The sequence below is a fragment of the Thermococcus sp. genome (assembly GCF_026991495.1).
GTDB lineage: Archaea > Methanobacteriota_B > Thermococci > Thermococcales > Thermococcaceae > Thermococcus.
In genome coordinates, this window is sequence record NZ_JALXBJ010000004.1 from 1 (window position 1) to 19,483 (window position 19,483).

Below are 19,483 nucleotides of genomic sequence, written 5' to 3' on the forward strand. Positions count from 1 at the left end.
CTTCGTGGCGCACATCACCATTGGCCGCGTTAAGTTCGTCAGGGATAAGACCAAGCTCGCGATGGCCCTTAAAGACCTCGCCAACGAGGACTTCGGGGAGTTCGAGGTTAACGCGATAGAGCTGAAAAAGAGCACGCTGACGCCGAAGGGGCCGATTTACGAGACGGTGGCGAGGTTCGAGCTGGCCGAATGAAGCTGGGGGAGCTACAGATCTTGACCAATCCTTTTCATCCTGTTATACACCCATACAACTTTTTTTTACTTGGCCTTCTTTTGATCGGTTCTAAGTGGAAAACCCACGTTAGAATGAATTTATACTTGAAAAAAAGGAAGAATTATTACTAATAATAAAAGGAAAAGTTTATAAGGAAGAGTTGGTTATGATATAATGCCAAAACCCTTGTGGGGTGAACCTCGTGAAGTGGAAGCCGTTGTTCGCAGTTCTCCTCGGACTGCTGATGGTAGGAGTGACGGCAGGAAGTGCAAGTGCCCAAGTATTCGCCACCAATTTTCAAACCGCCAACGTTGGTAGTTATGCCAAGATGATTTCACTCCCAACCACTGACCCGTATCAATCTCACCCACTACCCCCAAAACCGGAAGTGTTCTTGGACAAGGATCAGGTTGATTTGGGGTTTTCGAAGTATGATTCGTATGTTCAGTACGGCGGGCGCATTTATCTGGCATTCTACTGGTTCTGGACACGCTTGGTGTCCCCAACGCAGGAAGTCCTGATAGAGTTTCCCTACTAATTCCATGGAAGGTATGGAACTCTAGCTCCTCTAAATGGGTTCCGCTCTTTGAAGAGGACAACCCTGATGTCTACATCAAGGTTTACGATGGAGATAACAGCACAATCAAGATCAAGATAGAAGACTACGATGGAACCCATCCCATAGAGAAAAAGATTGGAAACGTTACGTTCTGGTTACTACGTATTCAGATCTCTGTTCCCGAGAACGGCGTTACCTCGGCGGAGATTTACATTGGAATGACCCCTTATCCTGAACTTGTAAATGCAACCCTGTCAATATGCATGGGATACACTCACACTTGGAGCTGGGTTGCGTTTACATCAGTACTCCTTGGTACTGTTATAACTGCACCATTCTATTTTGTTCCAGAAGGAGGATCTTTCTTAGGATATTTAATAACGAATGCAGTGGTGTCCTTCACTGCATATGAAATCCAGGGACGTCTACCAGATAAAGATTCATGGACAATTTCAAAGATGTTCAAAGTTAAGCTTGACTATTCTGAGTATCCCTTGCGCGGAGCCCCATCCACACCGCCCGCCTTTGGGGGGAGGTATGCACTCGTATCAGTGGAAAATGGAATGAGTTGACAACAAAAACTCTTTATATTTTTATTCTTCCAAGACTATCGGGATGCGGGAAATGGATGGTGAGGATTATGGAGGGTAATACTATCCCCAAAGGGCTTATCTTTATAGACAACTTTATTAAGGGGTGGGGCTACTTTATAATCGTTGGCCTGATCTTTGGCTTCTTCGCTGTTAAGGGCCCTCTCTGGAAAGTAATCAAATTCAACGTTATCATCTGGCCAGTTGCTGGGTCTTTGATTTATCTCGCGGGGTATAATGCAACCCTGAAGTGGGCGATTGAAGAACAGGGAAAACCCTATCGGCAGGCGAAGAGGGAAACCGAAAGGTTCTCAGCAAGGTTTGCCTTAGAAATTGCGCTGTTGTTCCCATTGGCGAGCATCACTGAAGCCGCCCTCTATGTGAAGGCCCATCCCAACATTCTCCTCAGCGTTATACTCATTATTCTGAGCTCAACCTTCTGGGGTTACATACACGCAAAGGTTTTCACGCCCGCCTACGTTCCAATAGCGAACCCCAAGAAAGTAGTCTGGATTTCAAAGACCATCTACCAAAAGTGGTACCAAGAAAAAGAGGATAAAAATCAAAACGTATAGCTGAAGAAGAGCACACTGACTCCAAAGGGCCCGATTTACGAGACGGTGGCGAGGTTTGAGTTAGGGGAGTGAAGCTGGAAGAGGAAGAGGGAAACGGGGACTATCGCGAGGTTGCTTCCCTCGATGAACTCAAGTGTGCCCTTTGAGAGGAGCACCTTGTTCCGTACTCCGACCCTTGGAAAGTCAGGGGGCCTAACCTTTTTCCTCCACTTCACTTCAACGCCAAAACCGGGGGTTAGGAAGTCCAGTTCCTTAGAGCCGCTGAAGAAGTAGGTCGGATGGAGGCGCTTCAGGTGCTCACCTACGACACCTTCGATTATCCTGTCAGTCTCAGGCCCCTTTCCAAAGAGCCTCTTAAAGGTCTGGATTAGCAGTGGGTCTGTGAAGTAGAACTTCCGCTCCTTCCGGAACAGGGGCGTGAAGTCATGGGGCTTGACCTGGAAGTAGTTTCGCCCTATGAACAGCTCCTCAAAGAGTTCGAGGTAGTCCCTAACTGTAACGTGGGAGCCTATCTCAAGCTCCTTGGCGAGGGAGTTTAATGTTAGCCTGTCCCCATAGCGGCGCAGTAGCCCAAGGATCATTGAGAGTGCTATTCTCTCGCTCCTTCCAAGCTTGACAACGTCGAGAACCGTGGCGTTGTAGACCATCTCGTAGGTTTCCGGTTTTATCCCTCCCCCAAGAAGTTCGTAGATGGCTCTCGGATACCCACCGGTCAGCAGGTAAAAATCGAGTGCACCACCCAATGTCTCCAGGTATGGGTACAGTTCAAGGGCGTTCTCGTAGAATTCGCGGCTTCCATGGGGTTTTTCGTGGGGGAGTTCAATCCGCTTCAGTTTTGGTTCAAAGATCGTTGAAACCGTCCTGAAGTCCAACGGAAGGAACTCATCAACCTTAACCTTCCTCCCTGGGAAGCTCTCCCTTTTCAACCCCGCTGAGGTCGAGCCTGTAACCTGAAGCACCATTCTCGATGCGAGGGGAGAATCTAGAAGGAACTTAACGGCTCTCTCCCAGCCCTCGACGAAGGTAACCTCATCGAGAAAAACGTAAGCTTTTCCCTTCACACTCCGGAGGAATGACTTAACAACCGAGACTATCTCACGGTAGTCCTTCAGGAGGTCGCAGGAGAAGTAGAGGATGTTCCTCGGGTTTACTCCTGACTCGATGAGTTTTGCCACGGAGAGCTTCATGTATGTGGTCTTTCCCACCTGCCTCGGGCCGATTAAGATCTTGTTTACCGGCTCGAAGCGGTAGTTGACCCGCGGTTCCTTTGCCAGGGCTTTCTTAACCCGCTCATCATCGTATATTGCATCCGGGTCGGCCCACCAGGGGTTTTGGACTACCACCAGGTCTTCCATCTCGCATCATTGATATCATAACATCAAAAGATATATAAACATTTTGATAATTAGGCATCAATAGGGACAGAATATGAACGTTGAAGAGATCATCAGCAAAGTCCTCCAGAAGGTAAGGCCAACCGGGGAAGAGAGGACCTTCGTCAGTGAGCTCATGGAAGAGCTCAAGGGGATTGCAGCGGAGACCATTGGGGAGCTCGGCCTCGATGTTAAGGCCCACTTCGTCGGCTCCTTAGCAAAGGACACCTACTTAGCCGGCGACCACGACATCGACCTGTTCTTAGCATTTCCCCTTGAAACCCCACTTGAGGAGCTCCGGGAGAAGGGACTGAAGCTCGGGAAGGCTATAGCGGAGAGACTCGACTCCTACCAGCTCGCCTACGCCGAACATCCGTACGTGAGGGCAGCCTATAGAGGTGTGAGCGTCGACCTCGTGCCATGCTACGACGTGAGGGATTGGAGGGACGTGAAGACGGCCGTCGACCGCTCGATACTCCACACTGAGTGGGTGAACGAGCACCTAAACGGCAGGAACGATGAGGTTAGACTCCTCAAGCGCTTCCTGAAGGGCATAAACGCCTACGGGAGCGAGATTTACATCAGGGGGTTTTCTGGCTACCTCTCCGAGATCTTAGTGGTGAAGTACGGCTCGTTTCTCGGCGTCCTTGAGAGCACAGACCTCATGCTGAGGCAGAAGGTAATCGACCCGGGGAACTGGCTGAAGAGGGAGCCCGAGCTCGCCATGAAGACCCTGAAGAGGGAGGTGGAAGCCGACAGACCGCTTGTGGTTATCGACCCGGTCGATCCGAGGAGGAACGTAGCGGCGAATTTAAGCTGGGAAAAGTACGGGCGGCTGTACTTCAAAGCCCGGACTTTCCTGAAGGAACCTTCATTGGAGTTCTTCTTCCCGGAGGCGGACGGGATAGGGAGCTACCTGAGGGAGCTCAGGGAGAGGGGAACCCACCTCTTAACCCTGCTCTTCGAGAAGCCCGACCTGATAGACGACGTCCTCCTGCCCCAGCTTGAGAAGAGCGCCAAGGGGCTGGAAAGGGCCCTCGCGAGGGAGGGCTTTGGAGTTCTCGGATGGGACACCGGTTACTCCGGGAGGAGGGCCTTCCTAATGCTCGAACTCGAGAGGATAGAGCGCGGGAGGGTGAGGATAAGACCCGGGCCGGAGTTCTTTACGGAGCGGGCCCTGGACTTTTACGCCAAGAACGAGACGGTCTGGATCGAGGGGAAGAGGCTTTACACTGAGAAAAAAGTTACTGAAAACGTTGTTGACGTTGTCCTGAGTCTCCTTGAAAAGAACCAGGTTCCCCTCGGGAAGAACCTGAGGGAAGCGATAAGGGGAGCTGACGTGCTCGTGGACTACGTACCCCACGAATTGAAGCGGGAAGCTTACCTCTTCCTCAGAAGGGAAAGGAAGAGGATAAAGTGACTACTCCCTGTGCTCGCACCACTCCCTTCTCTCCCAGTGGCCGTGGGCTTCGCCGGGGATGTGGCCCGTGTCCGCTACCGCCCATTCGAGGTTGTAGGGCTCGATTAAATCCCCCAACTCCCCCTTCAGATCCCTCTTGCCAACGTAAAGGGCCGCCCTCGTCACGACGTTGTAGCCGCTGTTTGGAACTCCGGGTTTGAGGGCCTCCTCCCAGGCTCTTTCGGTCGTTTCCCAGCCCTCTAAGGAGGGCATGGCGGAGAGGTTCCACAGGTGATGCAGGTGCTCGAAGTTGAGAAGCCTGAGGTATGCCTCGGTGAAGAGATTCTGAAGTTCACCACCCTCGAAGTACTTCATGAGCTCTATAAGTGCCTTTGCCATAACCGAGACGTTTCCGAAGGCGACGCGCGTGTCGAGGTTCTCCCAGAAGCGCGGACAGGAGTGGTTAGCGAGGAGCATCAGGTAGTAGGCCCTCCCGAGCTTCAGTGCGTTTCTTTCGCCTTCCGCGGGTTCGAGGACGTAATCGAGGGAGTTATCCATACCGAAGTAGTGGTAATAGTTCCCGAAGAAGATCCTCGCGTAGCGAACGAGGAACTCCTCGACCTTTGAACCATCAACACCGAGATCCCCAAGGCCCTTGAGAACCCCAAACCGGACAGCCCTGTTGAGCTCGGTGAAGAGCCTCGTGAAGGCAACCTTCCAGAGCTGGCTTACTTTCCTCCCGTTCACCTCCCTCGCGAAGACCCTCCCGTCAGCCCTGCGGTAGCCGAGCCAGCGCGAATCGCTCGTTTTGCCGTCGGTGCTCAGATCAAAGTAGTCGCTCCAGCTTGAGTAGTCCTTGACGCCTATCTCAAAAGAGCACTCCCCCTCAAGGCGTTTGAAGCCACCGGAGAGCTTTTTAGCAACGAATTCCATCGCGGAAACGCGCTCGACTCCGTTGTCTTCAAGTCCCTTCATCCACGCTGTAAAGCGGTCGAGCTGGGCAGGGTTTCCCAGGAGGCTCTCCAAGTCGCTGGCCGTGAAGACCAAATACGGAACGCCCAGATTCTCCTTGTAGTCGTCGCGATAGCCAAGGGTCGCCGAGACGAGACCCGGAACGTCGAGGGTGTTGAAGGCGAAGGCGTCGCTTATGTGCCACTCCCTTCCGAAGACGAATGAGCTACCGTAGCGGTTGCAGGAGTGCTTCGCCTGGGGAAAGTCGTAGAGGAGCTGTCTCTCATCGAGGAGAAAGACGAGTTTCCTATCGGTTGAGGACTCAATTATTGATGCACTCACCCTCGTTATCACGGCCTCTGGCAACCAGTAGCCGAGAACTCCCTTTCCCTCGGTTAAGGGCGTGTAGAAGTCGAAGGAAACCCTCGAGAGGATCCTCTGCTCAAACTCATCGAGGTGCGGGAGTATCGGATGAAAGGGAACCGTGGGAACCGCGTCAAAAACTCTCATGAGTTCCACGGCGTCTTCAAAGGCTTTTCTATGGTAGCTGAGGAGCATCAGGAATGTAAAGGGCTCCACGTCAATGCTTACCCCATTCATCCTTGAGAGAACCTCCGAAATGTGCTCGTAGGAATAGAGCATAGCCCTCGTCCAGTTTTCCCCTTTGACCTCCTCACCGCGGATCTTAATGGCGACGGGGCTCTTCCTCTCTTCGTAATCCAGCGGCTTCGAACCGTCTCCATCCTTAATGTACACTATGTCGCCCGGCTGATAGGCGTGGAAATGGTGGGCGTACTTCATCTGCATCCTTCTCACCGCTGGTGATACAGCCTTTTCTTTTATCTCACTTTCGGGAAATGGAAGTGCATTCCTACTCAATTCTGTCCGACAGATTAATAAAGGCGTACATCGAGCTTAGGTCGGTGAAAGGATGAGAGGGGAGATAAGGAAGCTACTTGGAGAGGATCTCACCAATTACCTTGAGCTGATGAGGGCAAAGCTGGCCTTCGCCGAGGAGCTCTACGGTGTCAGGATGAACTATGTACCACTTGTTACGGAGGGGGAGATAGTCATCTTAGACAAGAACGATGGGAAGATCAAATGGCTCAGGGACAAGAAACCGCTTACAACCGAAGAGCTCAGCGGCCTCGCGGATAAGATAAAGGAGAACCTTGAAAGCGGCTACGTCGAGATGCTCCTGACGATGAACATATCCTGCATTAACACGCCGGGCGAATAGCTTTTAAATTTCCGGGGGAACTCGGCCCCATGGAGAGGGCCGAACTTACACTCTTGGGAGCCACCGTCCTCTGGGGCCTCACCTTCCCGGCGATGAAGGTCAGCCTGGCCTATCTCCCGCCGATTCTCTTTCTCTCGTATCGCTTTGGAATAGCCACTTTTTTAATGCTCCTAATTTTTAGGGAGAAGGTTCTTAAGAGGGAATCCATAACAGAAGGCCTCATCCTCGGGCTCACCCTCTTCTTCGGCCACGGTTTTCAGATAGTTGGCCTTGAGTACACAACCGCCTCAAATTCAGCTTTCATAACCTCCCTCTACGTCGTCTTCACGCCCTTCATAGGGTACTTCCTCATAGGAGAAAGAATCGGTGGGAAGGACCTCGTATCACTCATCACCGCCTTGGCCGGTCTCTATCTGATATCCGGGGCCAATGGAAGGATAGGCCTGGGAGATGCGCTCACCGCACTGTGCGCCCTGAGCTTTGCATTCCAGATAGTCCTCGTCCAGCGCTTTGGCCACAGCGACTACCTCAGCCTTTCATTCTGGCAGATATTCTGGAACTTCCTTTTCTCAGCTGTCTTCAGCCTGCTTTCCGAGCCCTTGAGCGTTCCAGAGGGCCTCGTCCCGTGGACAGGGCTCGTCTACACCGCTGTTTTTGGAACCGTTGTAGCCTTCACCCTTCAGACCAAGTACCAGAGGGAGACCACAGCGTACAGGGCCGCTTTGATATACTCCATGGAACCAATCTTCGGCTCGCTCTCCGCCTTCCTCCTCCTTGGAGAAAGCTTAACCGGAAAGTCCCTCCTTGGGGCCCTCCTCATCATGGCCTCCGTATGGAACGAGATAAGAAGAAAGCCAGAGGGGACGCCGTGAAGGGGCCAGAAAATTTTAAAAGATGCCCGGCGATTCACGTCCCGGGGTGGTGGCATGAAGATCAGGGCAATAAAATTCGTGGATCGGGACGGAGAGGAGTACTACCGCTGCCCTAAGTGTGGGAGGATCTTCAGAAAGAGCCGCGACTACACAAGGCACGTTAACAGGGCCCACCGCAGGGTTAAAGTTCAGAAGCAGGAAGCGGGCGAAGAAAACCCCCAGTGAGCGCCTTTATATTTTGCCTGTTTGGCGAAAGCTAACCCCTGTAGAGTATTCTGATGGAGTCCCCGTAGCTGAAGCCGTTGTGATCGGCTGTGGAGAGCCTGAGACCAGGCAGAACTTCCCCATCTTCCTCAACCCATTCCCCCACGATTACCGAGGCCTTTGAGCCCTTAAGGCCGAACAGATAGTGAAGTCCAGCGACCACGGCATCCCAGCAGTTTCCGGAGACCACTATGTAGTGACTCCCGTTTACCAGAACGGACTGTATTGCAAAGGTGCCCCTGGTTACGTCCCAGTTTTTCCTCCCCTCGTGTATGGCGTAAAAGTACCTGAACGTTGGCCCGGTTATCACTGAATAGTTCACTGTCACTGGTATGAGGTACTCGTCCTCCAACAGCCGTATTAAACCGTTGGTGCTTGAGTTTCCGAGGATGAGGTGGTAGTTTCCTCCACCTGCATTGGGGATCATTCCCATGACAGTGTCCCTTACCCCCTCCGGAATGCGACCCCAGACAATTGTAGAGGGAGATAACGTTGTGGAATTTCCAATCGGCTCCAGACGGTAGGGAAACGGGACGTGACAGAGTGTTGAGGAGCAAACGTCCGGCGTGGTAGGGGGCTTCGCACTTCTCAAGGGTTCAAGGTGAACGCCGTACGCCCATCCAAGGAGTTCAACCGCAACGGAGTTGGGAGGAATCCCGTAGCCTGGGCTAAAGAAGAAGCCGGGCGTGGCCGTTGAGGCGAATTCTATATCGCCTAAATTCCAGTAGTAAGGGTATCTGTAGATGGGTGGAAGCCTTGCAACGTTGGCAACGCTGACGGCGATGAAGGCTCCAAAGACAACCGCGAGGCTCTTCTTAGAGGATGCCCTTGGGGTGTTTAATCTAAATATCTTCTCCGCAACGCAGGGGACTGCAAAAACCGCAAAGTATTGATAGATCCTCAGCCCCCAGTTCCTGAATCCAAAGGCGCCGAAACCGGTGGGCATGAAGAACGAGGCCGCTATCCCCGAGATGCCCAAGAGCACGAGAGTTAGAAGGGTAATGAAGTAGGGGATGTTCATGCCACCCCTCGCCCGCTCGAACAGCCGGTATAAAAAGAGAAGGACGAAGAGGAAGTTGCCCGCCTGCATTAGAAACGGAAGCCCCCAGTTGCCAGAGTAGAGCCCCGTGTAAAGCGCCCTGTTTAGCCAGAACTGGAGGAAGATCAGCAGCAGGAAGAGACTTGAGAGCACCGCGATCCAGAGCTTCATTCTGCCCATTCTGAGAATACCAAGCAGCAACGAGCCCGCTCTGAGGAGGGGGCCTTTGAGCACAACGCCCAATATCAGTCCACAGGCAACGATAGCAACGTAAGATATGAGGAGTGCCCCCGGGAAGTTCCAGCCGGCGGACTCAAGGAGGTGAAGGGAGGAATGCTTAAGGATCCACTTCGCTGAGAAAACTGTGCTCCTGTACTGGGGCATGAGGAGAAATGCCAACAGCCCCCCGAGGGGAAGAGACATGGAAGCGATATATCCCTTAGCGGACGTCTTTCCAGTGGCCAAGTAGAACAATTCCACGGCCCAATATATGAAGAGGAAGATGAAAAAGGAGAGAACGTGGACAAAGGTGAGCGCCGTCCAGAGGAGCAGAACGGAGAGCGCCCAGCTGGAGCTCAAGCTCTTCTTTAAGAGGAGGTAGAGCAGAGCGATGCCCAGCATTATTCCAAAGGCCTGGGGCCTGACCTCGTTGGCGTTCCAGAGGAAATGGCTGCTGAGGAGAAGGGCAATTAAAAGTGAAGCCTGATTAACTTTGAACCCCATTCCCGTGGCAAACCACCTGACGAGGTAATAGTAGGCAATGAAAGTGACTATTGAGAGGAGGAGAAGCCCAAGAACGGGGTTTCCAGTTACTAAGGTAAGCCCCCTCAGGAGGGAGGGGACGAGAAGACCGGAGTATATACCACCCGTCTTAACGGTCGACAGGTAGTAAGCCTCATCGAAGGTCGTGGTTATCCTTCCGGCCCCAAAGCGAACTGCACACCATGTCGCTAAGAGGACTACGAAGGGGAGATACCCTCTAAGACCCTTCAATTCCAACACCGAACTCAATAATCAGAAGAAGAGAGGAAAGAAAGTTTGGAAGAGGGCGTCAGCCCTCAACTATCGGCTTGATGAGGTCGCCTGGGCTGAAGCCGTTGTGGTCGTTGCTGGTGAACTTGAGGAATCCTGGGCTGTAGATTATGCCGTCGGTGTCCTTCCAGACGCCAACGACGTAGTTCTTGCCGTTGAGCTCGCTGAAGTGCTGGCTGAAGTAGTAGGCTGCCGCCCAGGTGCTGTCTGCGTCAGTACCGTAGATCATGTAGATCACTGCACCTGTGGTGTTGTCAACGACCTTCTGGATTATCCAGTATCCCTCGCTGACGTTCCACCACTCGGCAGGAGCCGTCCAGTTGGCAACGACTGTGCCGTCTGCAACTATGCTGATCGAGCCGTCGCTGTTAACAACCATCTTCGCCTCTCCGAGGCTCTGGTAGTGGGCGGTGATGCTGTTGACCTTAGGTCCGCCGACGGCTATGATCATGTCGTTGGAGTTGAGGCTGCTGACGTTTATGTCGCTGTCGGCATAGGTTGGCTTGACTCCGATGGTCTCGAAGAGGAACGACATCGCCTGGTAGTCCACTGACTTGAGCGCATTGTTTCCAAGGACGACCATTGTGTTGTGGGTCTGGGTGTCGCTTATGAACGCTCCAAGTCCGGTGAGTGTGCTCGTGGTTGTGACGACGACGTCAGCGGTGCTGGTGACGAACGGGTAGACGGTCGTGTCGGCGTAGCCCACTCCTCCGCCGTAGTGGGCAACAACCCTGTACTTGGTGCCGGAAAGGGAGGCTGGCACGTTGAATGAGTAGTGGCCGTGGCCATCGGCTATGGTCTTGAGCACGTTGCCGGCGTAGTCGGTGGCAGCGACCCAGTTGCCGTTCTCGAAGACGAAGAGCTCCACAGTCGCGCCTGGGAGGAGGTTGTTCTTCGGATCAACGACGTCACCTGAAATGCTGCCGATTCCTCCGAAGGAGACGGTGTAGTTCTCGCTTGTGAGACCGTCGTACGTTGCCCAGACGTGGAGGTCGCCCATGTAGTGAATGAGCTCCTCGGGTGTGGCGTTCTGCGGGGCAGCCGAGTAGACCTTGAGGTAGACAGTACCGTTCGCGTCGGTGGTTCCGTTCTCAGGTTCGAGGTAGGCGATGGCCGGGTTGTCTGTGTGGAACTGGATGGTGGCGTTGCTTATCGGTATCGGCTGGCTCGGGTACCTGCCGGTGATGCTGCTCTTGTAGCCGGCGGCCTCGTTGATTATCTCCTGGGCAAGATCCTGCTTCTCGCTGGCAGTGAGGTACGGCAGGCTGTTAACCATGCTCTCGGTCTGGTTCTCGAAGGTCATGAACTGGTCGTCGAACTGTCCGCTGACGTTGACGTACTTCTCGTACAGCTGGGCCATGAACTCAAAGTAGGAGCCGTACTGGGCGGGCTGTATTGCGAGGTTGGTCAGCTTGGTGAACTCGAGGTACGTCTCTGGTGAGAACGTGAAGGTGTAGCTGGTTGAGTTGGTGGCGTTTTCGATGTTCTCCTCGTAGACGAAGTCGTACGATGTGTACGGTGCAAGTCCATAGACCGAGGCGGGTGGTTTGATGGCTATGTAACCTGGGGCCTGCGGTATCTGGTACGTCCAGCCCTCTGTTACGGTCTTCTTGTAGACTATAGCGCTTGCAGTTATCGTGTCGTTGACTGCTTCAACTGAGTAGTTGTACCAGGTTGTGACGGTGGTGACGGTCTTGTCTATAGCCTCTGGCGTGAGGATCGGGTACTTCTCAGCTATGAACTCGGGAACCGCTATCAAGTAGAGGTTGAACTCGTTGACTGGGTAGAGCGGGAAGACCACCCTTCCGTTGACCGCAGTGGCGTTTACCTTCACGATCTGTCCTTTGACGTAGTCGTAGGCTGGGAAGTAGACGTTGCCGTCGATTGACCAGTATATAACAACGGTATCGTTCGGTGCCTCAAGGGTTCCCTCCTTCACTATGTCAACGTAGACCCAAGTCGGGTTGACGGTTGGCTTGGTGACCTCGATTGTTGTCTTGGCGCACTTGTTGTACTCCTTCGCCATCGCCTTGACCGTGAAGTTGCCCGGAGCTGGTGCGAAGAGGGCCTTTGTGAAGGTGTACTCGCCGTTGACGAGGGTGAAGTCCGCAACGGTGAAGGTGCCGTTGGGTATGAGCTGCTGGTTGCTGAAGGTGATAATGACACTTATCGGGGCATTTATGTCCGCGGTGCCGTTGGTCTCATCGTCGATCGCCCTAACGGTGAAGTTGATGTTCTCAATGGTTCCTGCCGGTATGGTGGTGTTGCTCGGGGTTATCTCAAGGTGCCACGGGACAACGTGGAAGGTTCCCGTGACGGTGACGTTGTAGATGTCATCGTGTGCAACGACGGTGTAGTTGCCGGCTGGCAGGGTGACGTTCGCCATCCATATCTGGCCGTTGTTCGTTGTGAATGTTATGTTCTGGCCCTCAACGTAGACCTGGAGGTTGTGGTAGTCGCCGCCGTTGTAGGTGATGTTGAGCATTACCTCGGTTGGGACGTTCTCGTAGATCCTCGGGGTGAGGACGCTCATCTCGAGGAGCTTCTTGACTTCGATGGTACCCGTGAACTCAACGGCCGGGTAGTCGTTGGCGTAAACGGTTATGCTACCTGTGCCGAGGTTGCTCTCGTTGAGCTCAATGCTGCCGAAGTCAACGGGGCTGGCGTTGGTGTTCTTCTCAAGGGTTATGTTGCCCGGAAGCTGTATCACTATTGTCGTGTTGCCCGTGTACGGAACGGTCTCGTTGTTGTCGGCTATGTACTCAAAGCCTACCACAATTGGGTTCTTGTAGCCCGGTGCAACGTAAAGCTCCTCAGGATAGGTGACCTTGACGCTCCAGCCGTGTATCAGGACGTTGAGGGTGGTGCTCTTGCCGTGGTCAACGTCGGTGACCGTGAAGGTTCCGACGCCCGCGTTCGGAGTCGCGAGGCAGCAGAAGAACACCTCGCCTTCGCCGCCGATTACCCAAGTGGTCTCGTTTCCAACAACACCGGTGAGGTTGTAGTTGACGACGATGTTTGCATCTATGTTGGCTATTCCCATGGTAACGTCGTCGATGTAGGTGATGTTTATCTCGTAGTCATGGGGCATGTAGGTGTACCACTCGGTCGGTCCGATGGAAGTCTCAATGTGCCAGTCGTGAACTTCTATCGTGGCAGTGGGGCTGGTCTTACCGGATGCAACGTCCTCTGCGTAGACGGTTATGTTACCCGGCATCGTTGAAACAACGCCGGTGAACGTGACGCTTCCCTGGCCGTCGACTATCACCGCGGTCTGTTCGAGTTCAGTTCCATCGGGCAGGACGAGGTACACGTTGGCCTTTCCGTCGAGCATGCTGTCGCTGTAGTGGACGTTTACGGTAACGTCGCTTGATACGTTGGTGTAGAGGAAGTTAACGTTCGGGGTTACTGCGATGCTCCAGTTGACCACAGGTATCTTGAGGGTTGCGCTCTTGCCGTACTGGTCGGTTACGGTTACCTTCAGGTATCCCTGGGTGGCGGTAATCTCGCCAACGTTGACGACGGCTATTGCACTGTCCTCGCCAACCGGTTCAACGTTTGCCGTGTAAGTGCTTCCACCGACATCAACGGTGGCAGTGCTCTTAATGCCAGCGCTGTAGCCGATTATGAGGGTCATGTTCTGTGGTATTCCTGCGTAGAGCTTGCTTGGGTACGCGTTTATGTAGATGCCCCAGTCCTTGACCGGGAACACGAAGTCGTTGTTGTAGCTTATGTCCCGGTACATGGCCTCGACCTGGAACTCCTCACTCGGAACCTGCGGTGATGTTAGGGTGAGTGTAACCGAGTTGTTCTCCTCGTAGTTCATTCCCTCGTAGGTAACCTCGATCGGTATGCTGACCGGGAGCGTGATCTGGGCGTTGGTGTCCGCATCCTTTGTAACGGCCTTGAAGGTTATGCTCGCGGGGACTCCGGCCCAGAAGTAGTCGCTTGAGCTGTACGCTGAGGAGCTTATGCTCGGAATCACGTCAATGTACCAGTCGTGGGTTGTTACCTCTATCGGCTCGAGAGTGAGGAGGCTGTGACCGTTGTATGAAGCATCCACGAAGTACATAAGCCCTGCACCGGTGTCGTCCTCTATCTGGGTGGTGATGGTGTTGGTTCCGGTGGCTATGGTGTCAAGGGTCTCGTTGTAGAGGGTGAGGTCTATGCTGAACGGAAGGTTCTCGCCGGTGACGTCGTCAACCGGGGTGGCCTTGAGTGTGAGGTTGTAGGGTATGTAGGTGTAGATGTCCTTGGGTGTGTACTCGAGCTCAACGTGCCAAGTTCTCACGTGGATGAGCATCGGGCTCGGGAGCTGGCCCACTAAGTAGTCCTTGTTTGCAACCGTGTTGTGGTAGGTGGCCCTTGCCGTTACTATGATGTCAGAGGTCGGGTCAACTATCGGTATGGAGATGAGCTGACCGTCCGTAACGCCGGTGTAGACGGTACCGCTTATGTTGACGTCAACGGCAACTCCCGCTGGAACGTGGACGGTTACCTTGAGTATGTTGTCAACGTACTCGTAAACTGGTCCGTTGGTGTTTATGTCAAAGGTGACCTGCCAGTTCTGAACCGGTACCTCTGCAACACCGCGGATGCTGCTGTCTATTGCATCAACGGCCTCAATGTAGATGTCGCCGGTTCCGTTAACAGGAAGCTGGTAGCTCGGTATAGTGACAACTCCGTTCACGACGGGAACGTTGTTAATTGTGTACTGGCTGCCATCGGCGTCAACTATGGTGATGTTAACGTAGCTGTTCGTGTCGTTCTTGTAGGCACCCTCTCCCATGTTGTAGTAGTACTGAAGGTCGAGTCTGATGGAGTTCCCAACGTAAGCGTAAACTGGGCTCTTCTCCGGAGTGGCCTTGACGTCTATCCACTTTCCAGTCACGGTGCCGTTCGGATAGACGGGCAAGTACTCCACGGCTTTCTTGCCGAAGGTCAGGTCGGTGACGACGACCTTGGCGAGTCCTGGAAGGGTGGGGGTAACGTTGCTGAAGGTGACCACACCATAGTAGCCGCCGTTGGCGGTGTAGGGGCTTCCCTGGAGGGTTATGTTCTCGCTAAGAACCTTGCCGTCGGGCAGGTAGAGCTTGACGTTAACGGGCTCCTGGCCTGGGAAGTAGAGGCTCTCCCTGACCTCGACTGTGAGGGGAGTTGACTTAGCAACGGTGAGGTTCTTCGGGGTGCTGTCAACGTAGATACCCCAGTCTTTGACCGGAATTCTAAGGGTATCCATGACATCGTAGGTGCTGTTGTATATCTTGACAGTTACGTAGCCGAGCTGGTTGAACACAGCGTTGTTAAGGACTATTCCCTCGCCGGTGTTGTTGACGATCGGCAGTGTGGTGTTCTGTATGAGTGTTCCATCCGGGGCGTAAACCTCAACGACTACGCTGCTGTTCAGGAGTATCGGAAGCTCAAAGGTCGCGTTTACATAGAGATCAGCTGGAATCCCAATGTAGAACTGCCTGTCTTCGTAGGTACCGTAGTGGTAGACTTTGTAGGCACCGGTAACGTTCCAGTCTTCCACGGGAATGGTCAGGCTCGTGGAGACGTGGTAGTTGGTATCGTTGATTATCACCGTAACGTTTCCAAGCTCGTCCGGGGTCAGCGGAACCTCAAAGTTCCCGACGTTGTTGATGACCTGGAAGGTACCCGTTGTGATTTCGTTGCCGTTGAGGAATATCGTGTAGTTGGCAGTTGAGTTAAGCACGACGGTGAGGTTGTACTTAACGGTAACGTTAAGCCGCGCTGGGACGTTGACGTAGAACGCGCTTGAGACAAAAATACCGTAGCGGACGGCATAGCTCTCAACGTAAATGTTCCACGGGGTTCCGGTTATGGTGAAGCTCGTGTTCACCGGGTAGCTGGCAAGGGTAACCGCCGCGGTCGCCGGGTCAACTTTAAGCCCCTTAACGACGACCTGCCCGGTACCGTTTATTATAGTGCTACTATTAGCGTTGTTGACCACGCCTCCGGTAACGGCAACAGTGGCAGTGTCGTTTATGCCGAGGATTCCAAAGCTACTCATTGTGGTGACGTTGGTGTATAGGTCGAAGCTGACGTACTTGTAGGGGCTTGTGCTGTTCGCTCCCTCCGGAACAACCCAGTGAACCTGCTGGATCCACCATGGGTTAACGGCAGCAATCGCTGGGTTGGTATAGAGGTAAGTGCCCCCTGTTGAAGCAACCGATATGTTGCCGGAAGCGTTAACGGCGTTGAAGACTTCATCAACGGAGCCCGTGTTGTTCTGTATGAGTGATGGGTCAGTCTTGGAGTCTATTGAAACATTGACCTGAACGAGACTTCCATCGGGAAGGCTTATGTTGACGATCTGCCAAGCGGGGACGCTCACAAGGGAGTTGTTAACGAGATAGGGATTGTACGTAACGGTAATGGTCGCGTTGAAGGGTATGTACTCAAATATCTTGTCGCTCAGCCAGGCACTCCCATTGTAGTAAGGAACGGCACTCTTTATGTTGGTGAAAGTCACGTTGAACGGAGGCTTGACAGTAAACAGGTACTGAACGGGGCTCCCAATGTTGCTGTAGCCGTTTCCGTTCCAGACGCTCTCCCAGACCTGAAGGATGACCTGGGTGACGTTCTGGGGGATGTTCTCGTACTCTGGAGGTATGTCCACTGGATTGCTGGAGTTTATGATAACTGTGTTCTGGCCGGCGTACACCGGCTTGATCCTGCTGTAAACGGCGTTGCTGGAACCGTCTGTGTAGATGTAGTACAGTGTAATGTTTGCGAAAGTGTTCTGACTTGCGTTAATGGTGACGTTCACGTAGTACGGGAAGCCGTTGAACAGTAGGCTATCCCCGTAGTTTGTCTCGGCACTAACCCCAGTAATGTAACCGGCAGCACTCACTGGTTTGAGGAGAGTCCCTGGAACAACTGATGCCAGCATTAAAATTGCCAGCATCAGGCTAAAAAGTTGCGCTTTCCTGCGCTTATTCATACTACTTCACCTACCTTCCTTTTTTGCCACTCTTTGAGGCCGGCCTCATGGAAGGCCAATACCTTATAGGCAAGCGGATAAATATAAACCTTTCGTCCCTTTATCGAGCATTATTTAATAATTAAAGCCGCGGGACTGAATTTCCAAAAAAAACACCCAATATCTTCAAAATTTCTCCAAAAGTTTGACCCCTAAGAGGGCCCTTTTTCTCGCGGAGTCAAAAGTCCTTGCAACAGCCTCCGAGACCCGTTTAAGGATATGACATCCCTTTTTTAAAGCTTTTGGAGACGCCATGACTTCGTTCAAGGTCGATATCAGTTCAGTCTTTTGACGTGCTGGAGAAGAGTGCAGACGAGAAGGAAAGAAGCCGCCGAAGCGCTCCCAGAGGAGGGGGGAGAGAACGGGAACCGCGCCGAAGTGCATTCCCTCAAGCACCGCGAGACCGAAGGACTCGAAGGAGGAAGGAAGGACTAAGATCGAGGCTTTGGAGTATACCTCCGCCAGCTCAACCGGCTCGTCAATTCGACCGAGGAACCTGATCCCTTTGAAGTTCCCGTACCTCCTCCTGTAAGCATCGAGGAGGCCGCCACCCCCAACAACCCAAAGTTGCCACTCGGGAAAAGAAGCCGAGAGCTCAAGGAAAGACCTCAGAAGGAGGTCGAGACCCTTAAAGGAATAGCCCTTTGAGACGCTGCCGACGAAGAGAATGACCCTCCCCTTCCTACTGCATGAGGCTGTGAAACCCCTGAGATCCCGCCTCAACGTGGGTGGGATCACAACGGAGTGAACCCCTTTTTTTTCAAGAAAGTCCCTCACCTCCGGAGATACCGAAACAACGAGGGAAGCTCTCCTAAACAGGAGCCTCTCAAGGGTAGTCGAGTACAGTTTGGCTAAAAGGTCGATGGGAGAGCCCTTCAGGAGGCCCAGGGTGTGGTAGACAACGATGAGGGGGATGCCTTTCAGGATTGAGAGCAACACCCCAACGTCGGCCGCAAAGGGGACGGGTGTGTGCACAACGATTAGATCCGGCCTCCACGAGTTCGCAATCTCAACGGCCCTCAGGAGAAACCTCAGACTGAGGGGGGTATTGGAGAGCACGAGTCCGGCCCGAACCCTCTCCACGGGAAAGGGAAAGTGGTCTTCACTGGAATTCCGGCGGGTTAACGCCAGCACCCTGACCTGATGCTCCCCTGACAGCTCCCCCGCCATTTCCAGGGCGTACCTCTCAAGGCCGCCTCCCTCCGGGGGAAAGTAGGGTGTGAGAAGCAGAATCCTCAAGGCTATCCCTCCTTAATCATATATATACTTATGAAGAAGGAGAGGAAGACCAGCTGGAGGCCGAGGGTCACGAGGGTCAGTATGAGGACGGCGTCCCCTATGCGGAAGAGGGCCCCGTAACCCTCGGCCCGCCACTGAAGGAAGAGCCTGACGCCGAGGACAAGGCCGATCGAGATGAGGAGACCCCCGAGGGCCAGGCCCTCCTCAAGTATTGAGTACCTCATGAAGAAAGAGCCCACCCTATCGGGCTTAGCAAAGCCCTCCTTGATGGCGTACACCTTAGCAGATGCACCAAAGCCCAAGACCTGAGTCCCTGTTATAACGAGGAGGGACGAGAGTATCATTGTGTGAACCCTGATCGGCTGCAGGAGGTAGGTGTAGGCCATTAGGAGGAGCCCGGCCCCGAGGATCGTGATGCCGGGAACAATGAAAAGGTAAGTCGGGGAGTAGAGAAGCATCAGACGGAGGTGCCTCCAGCCGTCCCTCAGGGAACTGAGCTTGGATTCACCGATCCTGCGGTGGTACCTTATCGGAACCTCCACTATCCTCAGACCGGCCCGCGCGGCCTCGATTATCATCTCGCTCGCGAACTCCATTCCGCGGCACTTGAGGTTGAGCCTCCCCAAAGCCTCCCTGCTAATGGCCCTCATTCCGCAGTGGGCATCGGAAACACCGGCTTTGAAGAAGAGGTTTAGAACCCAAGTCAGGAAGGGGTTCCCGATGTGCCTGTGAAGCCATGGCATGGCCCCGGGCTCTATCTCGCCTTTGAGCCTCGACCCCATCACGAAGTCTGCCTTTCCCTCAAGGATCGGGGATATCAGGGAGGGTATGTCAATGGGATCGTAGCTCCCATCGGGATCCATCATGAGGATTACCCTCCCCCTTGCGTGCCTGAAACCCGTTATGTAGGCGTCGCCGTAGCCCCTCCCCCTCTGGCGAACGACAACGGCCCCGAGCTCTTTGGCTATCTCCGGCGTCCTGTCGGAGCTCCTATCCACAACTATCACTTCGTACTCGAGCCCGAGGCCATCCAGGACTTCAATGATCTTGGGGAGGACCTCGCTGATGGCCTCTTCCTCGTTCATTGTGGGGAGGATCACCGAGACGTCCATGAACGGTCCCCCAAAGGG

The 19,483-nt window shown here is 53.6% G+C and carries 13 protein-coding genes and 2 pseudogenes; 9 read left to right on the top strand and 6 right to left on the bottom strand.

The window, feature by feature from the left end:
- The 5 genes and pseudogenes from MVB78_RS00190 to MVB78_RS00210 all read left to right on the top strand — a co-directional run.
- Positions 1-193: 2'-5' RNA ligase family protein (locus tag MVB78_RS00190; RefSeq protein WP_297486576.1), on the top strand; the 193-nt coding region annotated here is incomplete at its 5' end.
- 223 nt (positions 194-416) lie between these two features.
- A complete protein-coding gene (locus MVB78_RS00195) occupies positions 417-752 on the top strand; it encodes a hypothetical protein (protein WP_297486577.1) in 336 nt (111 codons plus the stop codon).
- A 239-nt stretch (positions 753-991) separates the two neighbouring features.
- Positions 992-1,345, top strand: coding sequence for a hypothetical protein (locus MVB78_RS00200; protein WP_297486578.1), 354 nt, complete (start codon positions 992-994; stop codon positions 1,343-1,345).
- 59 nt (positions 1,346-1,404) lie between these two features.
- A complete protein-coding gene (locus MVB78_RS00205) occupies positions 1,405-1,938 on the top strand; it encodes a hypothetical protein (RefSeq protein ID WP_297486597.1) in 534 nt (177 codons plus the stop codon).
- Positions 1,933-2,010 (top strand): annotated as a pseudogene (locus tag MVB78_RS00210) (RNA 2',3'-cyclic phosphodiesterase); the annotation flags it as partial. The gene MVB78_RS00205 and the pseudogene MVB78_RS00210, both read left to right, overlap by 6 nt.
- Before the next feature lie 800 nt (positions 2,011-2,810).
- Here MVB78_RS00210 and MVB78_RS00215 read toward each other — a convergent pair.
- Positions 2,811-3,293: pseudogene (locus MVB78_RS00215) on the bottom strand (AAA family ATPase); the annotation flags it as partial.
- Between the two features lie 73 nt (positions 3,294-3,366).
- Here MVB78_RS00215 and cca point away from each other — a divergent pair.
- The gene (gene cca / locus MVB78_RS00220) at positions 3,367-4,731 is read left to right on the top strand and encodes a CCA tRNA nucleotidyltransferase (RefSeq protein ID WP_297486579.1); all 1,365 of its coding nucleotides are present in this window, start codon (positions 3,367-3,369) and stop codon (positions 4,729-4,731) included.
- Here the strand turns inward: cca and MVB78_RS00225 are convergent, their stop codons facing one another.
- Positions 4,732-6,468: a glycoside hydrolase gene (locus MVB78_RS00225; protein WP_297486594.1), complete on the bottom strand. Its 1,737-nt coding sequence runs from the start codon at positions 6,466-6,468 to the stop codon at positions 4,732-4,734.
- Positions 6,469-6,592: 124 nt separating this feature from the next.
- Here MVB78_RS00225 and MVB78_RS00230 point away from each other — a divergent pair, with 124 nt between their 5' ends.
- The 3 genes from MVB78_RS00230 to MVB78_RS00240 are packed head-to-tail and all read left to right on the top strand — an operon-like array spanning position 6,593 to position 7,998.
- On the top strand, positions 6,593-6,901 hold the full coding sequence (locus tag MVB78_RS00230; protein WP_297486580.1) for a hypothetical protein: 309 nt from the start codon (positions 6,593-6,595) through the stop codon (positions 6,899-6,901).
- 29 nt (positions 6,902-6,930) lie between these two features.
- Positions 6,931-7,773: a DMT family transporter gene (locus tag MVB78_RS00235; protein WP_297486581.1), complete on the top strand. Its 843-nt coding sequence runs from the start codon at positions 6,931-6,933 to the stop codon at positions 7,771-7,773.
- Between the two features lie 54 nt (positions 7,774-7,827).
- Positions 7,828-7,998, top strand: a complete 171-nt coding sequence (locus MVB78_RS00240; protein WP_297486582.1) for a C2H2-type zinc finger protein — start codon at positions 7,828-7,830, stop codon at positions 7,996-7,998.
- A 31-nt stretch (positions 7,999-8,029) separates the two neighbouring features.
- Here the strand turns inward: MVB78_RS00240 and MVB78_RS00245 are convergent, their stop codons facing one another.
- The 4 genes from MVB78_RS00245 to MVB78_RS00260 form a co-directional block, all read right to left on the bottom strand.
- A complete protein-coding gene (locus MVB78_RS00245; protein ID WP_297486583.1) occupies positions 8,030-10,075 on the bottom strand; it encodes a hypothetical protein in 2,046 nt (681 codons plus the stop codon).
- A gap of 52 nt (positions 10,076-10,127) precedes the next feature.
- The gene (locus MVB78_RS00250) at positions 10,128-17,024 is read right to left on the bottom strand and encodes a carboxypeptidase regulatory-like domain-containing protein (RefSeq protein ID WP_297486584.1); all 6,897 of its coding nucleotides are present in this window, start codon (positions 17,022-17,024) and stop codon (positions 10,128-10,130) included.
- Positions 17,025-17,240: 216 nt separating this feature from the next.
- On the bottom strand, positions 17,241-18,353 hold the full coding sequence (locus MVB78_RS00255; RefSeq protein ID WP_297486585.1) for a glycosyltransferase family 4 protein: 1,113 nt from the start codon (positions 18,351-18,353) through the stop codon (positions 17,241-17,243).
- Positions 18,354-18,355: 2 nt separating this feature from the next.
- Positions 18,356-19,465, bottom strand: coding sequence for a glycosyltransferase family 2 protein (locus tag MVB78_RS00260; RefSeq protein WP_297486586.1), 1,110 nt, complete (start codon positions 19,463-19,465; stop codon positions 18,356-18,358).
- Positions 19,466-19,483: the final 18 nt, after the last annotated feature.

Excerpts from the sequence above, each read along its gene's own strand:
- MVB78_RS00230 (WP_297486580.1), top strand. The coding sequence starts at position 6,593 with ATGAGAGGGGAGATAAGGAAGCTACTTGGAGAGGATCTCACCAATTAC.
- MVB78_RS00235 (WP_297486581.1), top strand. The coding sequence starts at position 6,931 with ATGGAGAGGGCCGAACTTACACTCTTGGGAGCCACCGTCCTCTGGGGC.
- MVB78_RS00240 (WP_297486582.1), top strand. The coding sequence starts at position 7,828 with ATGAAGATCAGGGCAATAAAATTCGTGGATCGGGACGGAGAGGAGTAC.
- cca (WP_297486579.1), top strand. The coding sequence starts at position 3,367 with ATGAACGTTGAAGAGATCATCAGCAAAGTCCTCCAGAAGGTAAGGCCA.
- MVB78_RS00250 (WP_297486584.1), bottom strand. The coding sequence starts at position 17,024 with ATGCTGGCATCAGTTGTTCCAGGGACTCTCCTCAAACCAGTGAGTGCT.
- MVB78_RS00200 (WP_297486578.1), top strand. The coding sequence starts at position 992 with ATGACCCCTTATCCTGAACTTGTAAATGCAACCCTGTCAATATGCATG.
- MVB78_RS00260 (WP_297486586.1), bottom strand. The coding sequence starts at position 19,465 with ATGGACGTCTCGGTGATCCTCCCCACAATGAACGAGGAAGAGGCCATC.
- MVB78_RS00225 (WP_297486594.1), bottom strand. The coding sequence starts at position 6,468 with ATGCAGATGAAGTACGCCCACCATTTCCACGCCTATCAGCCGGGCGAC.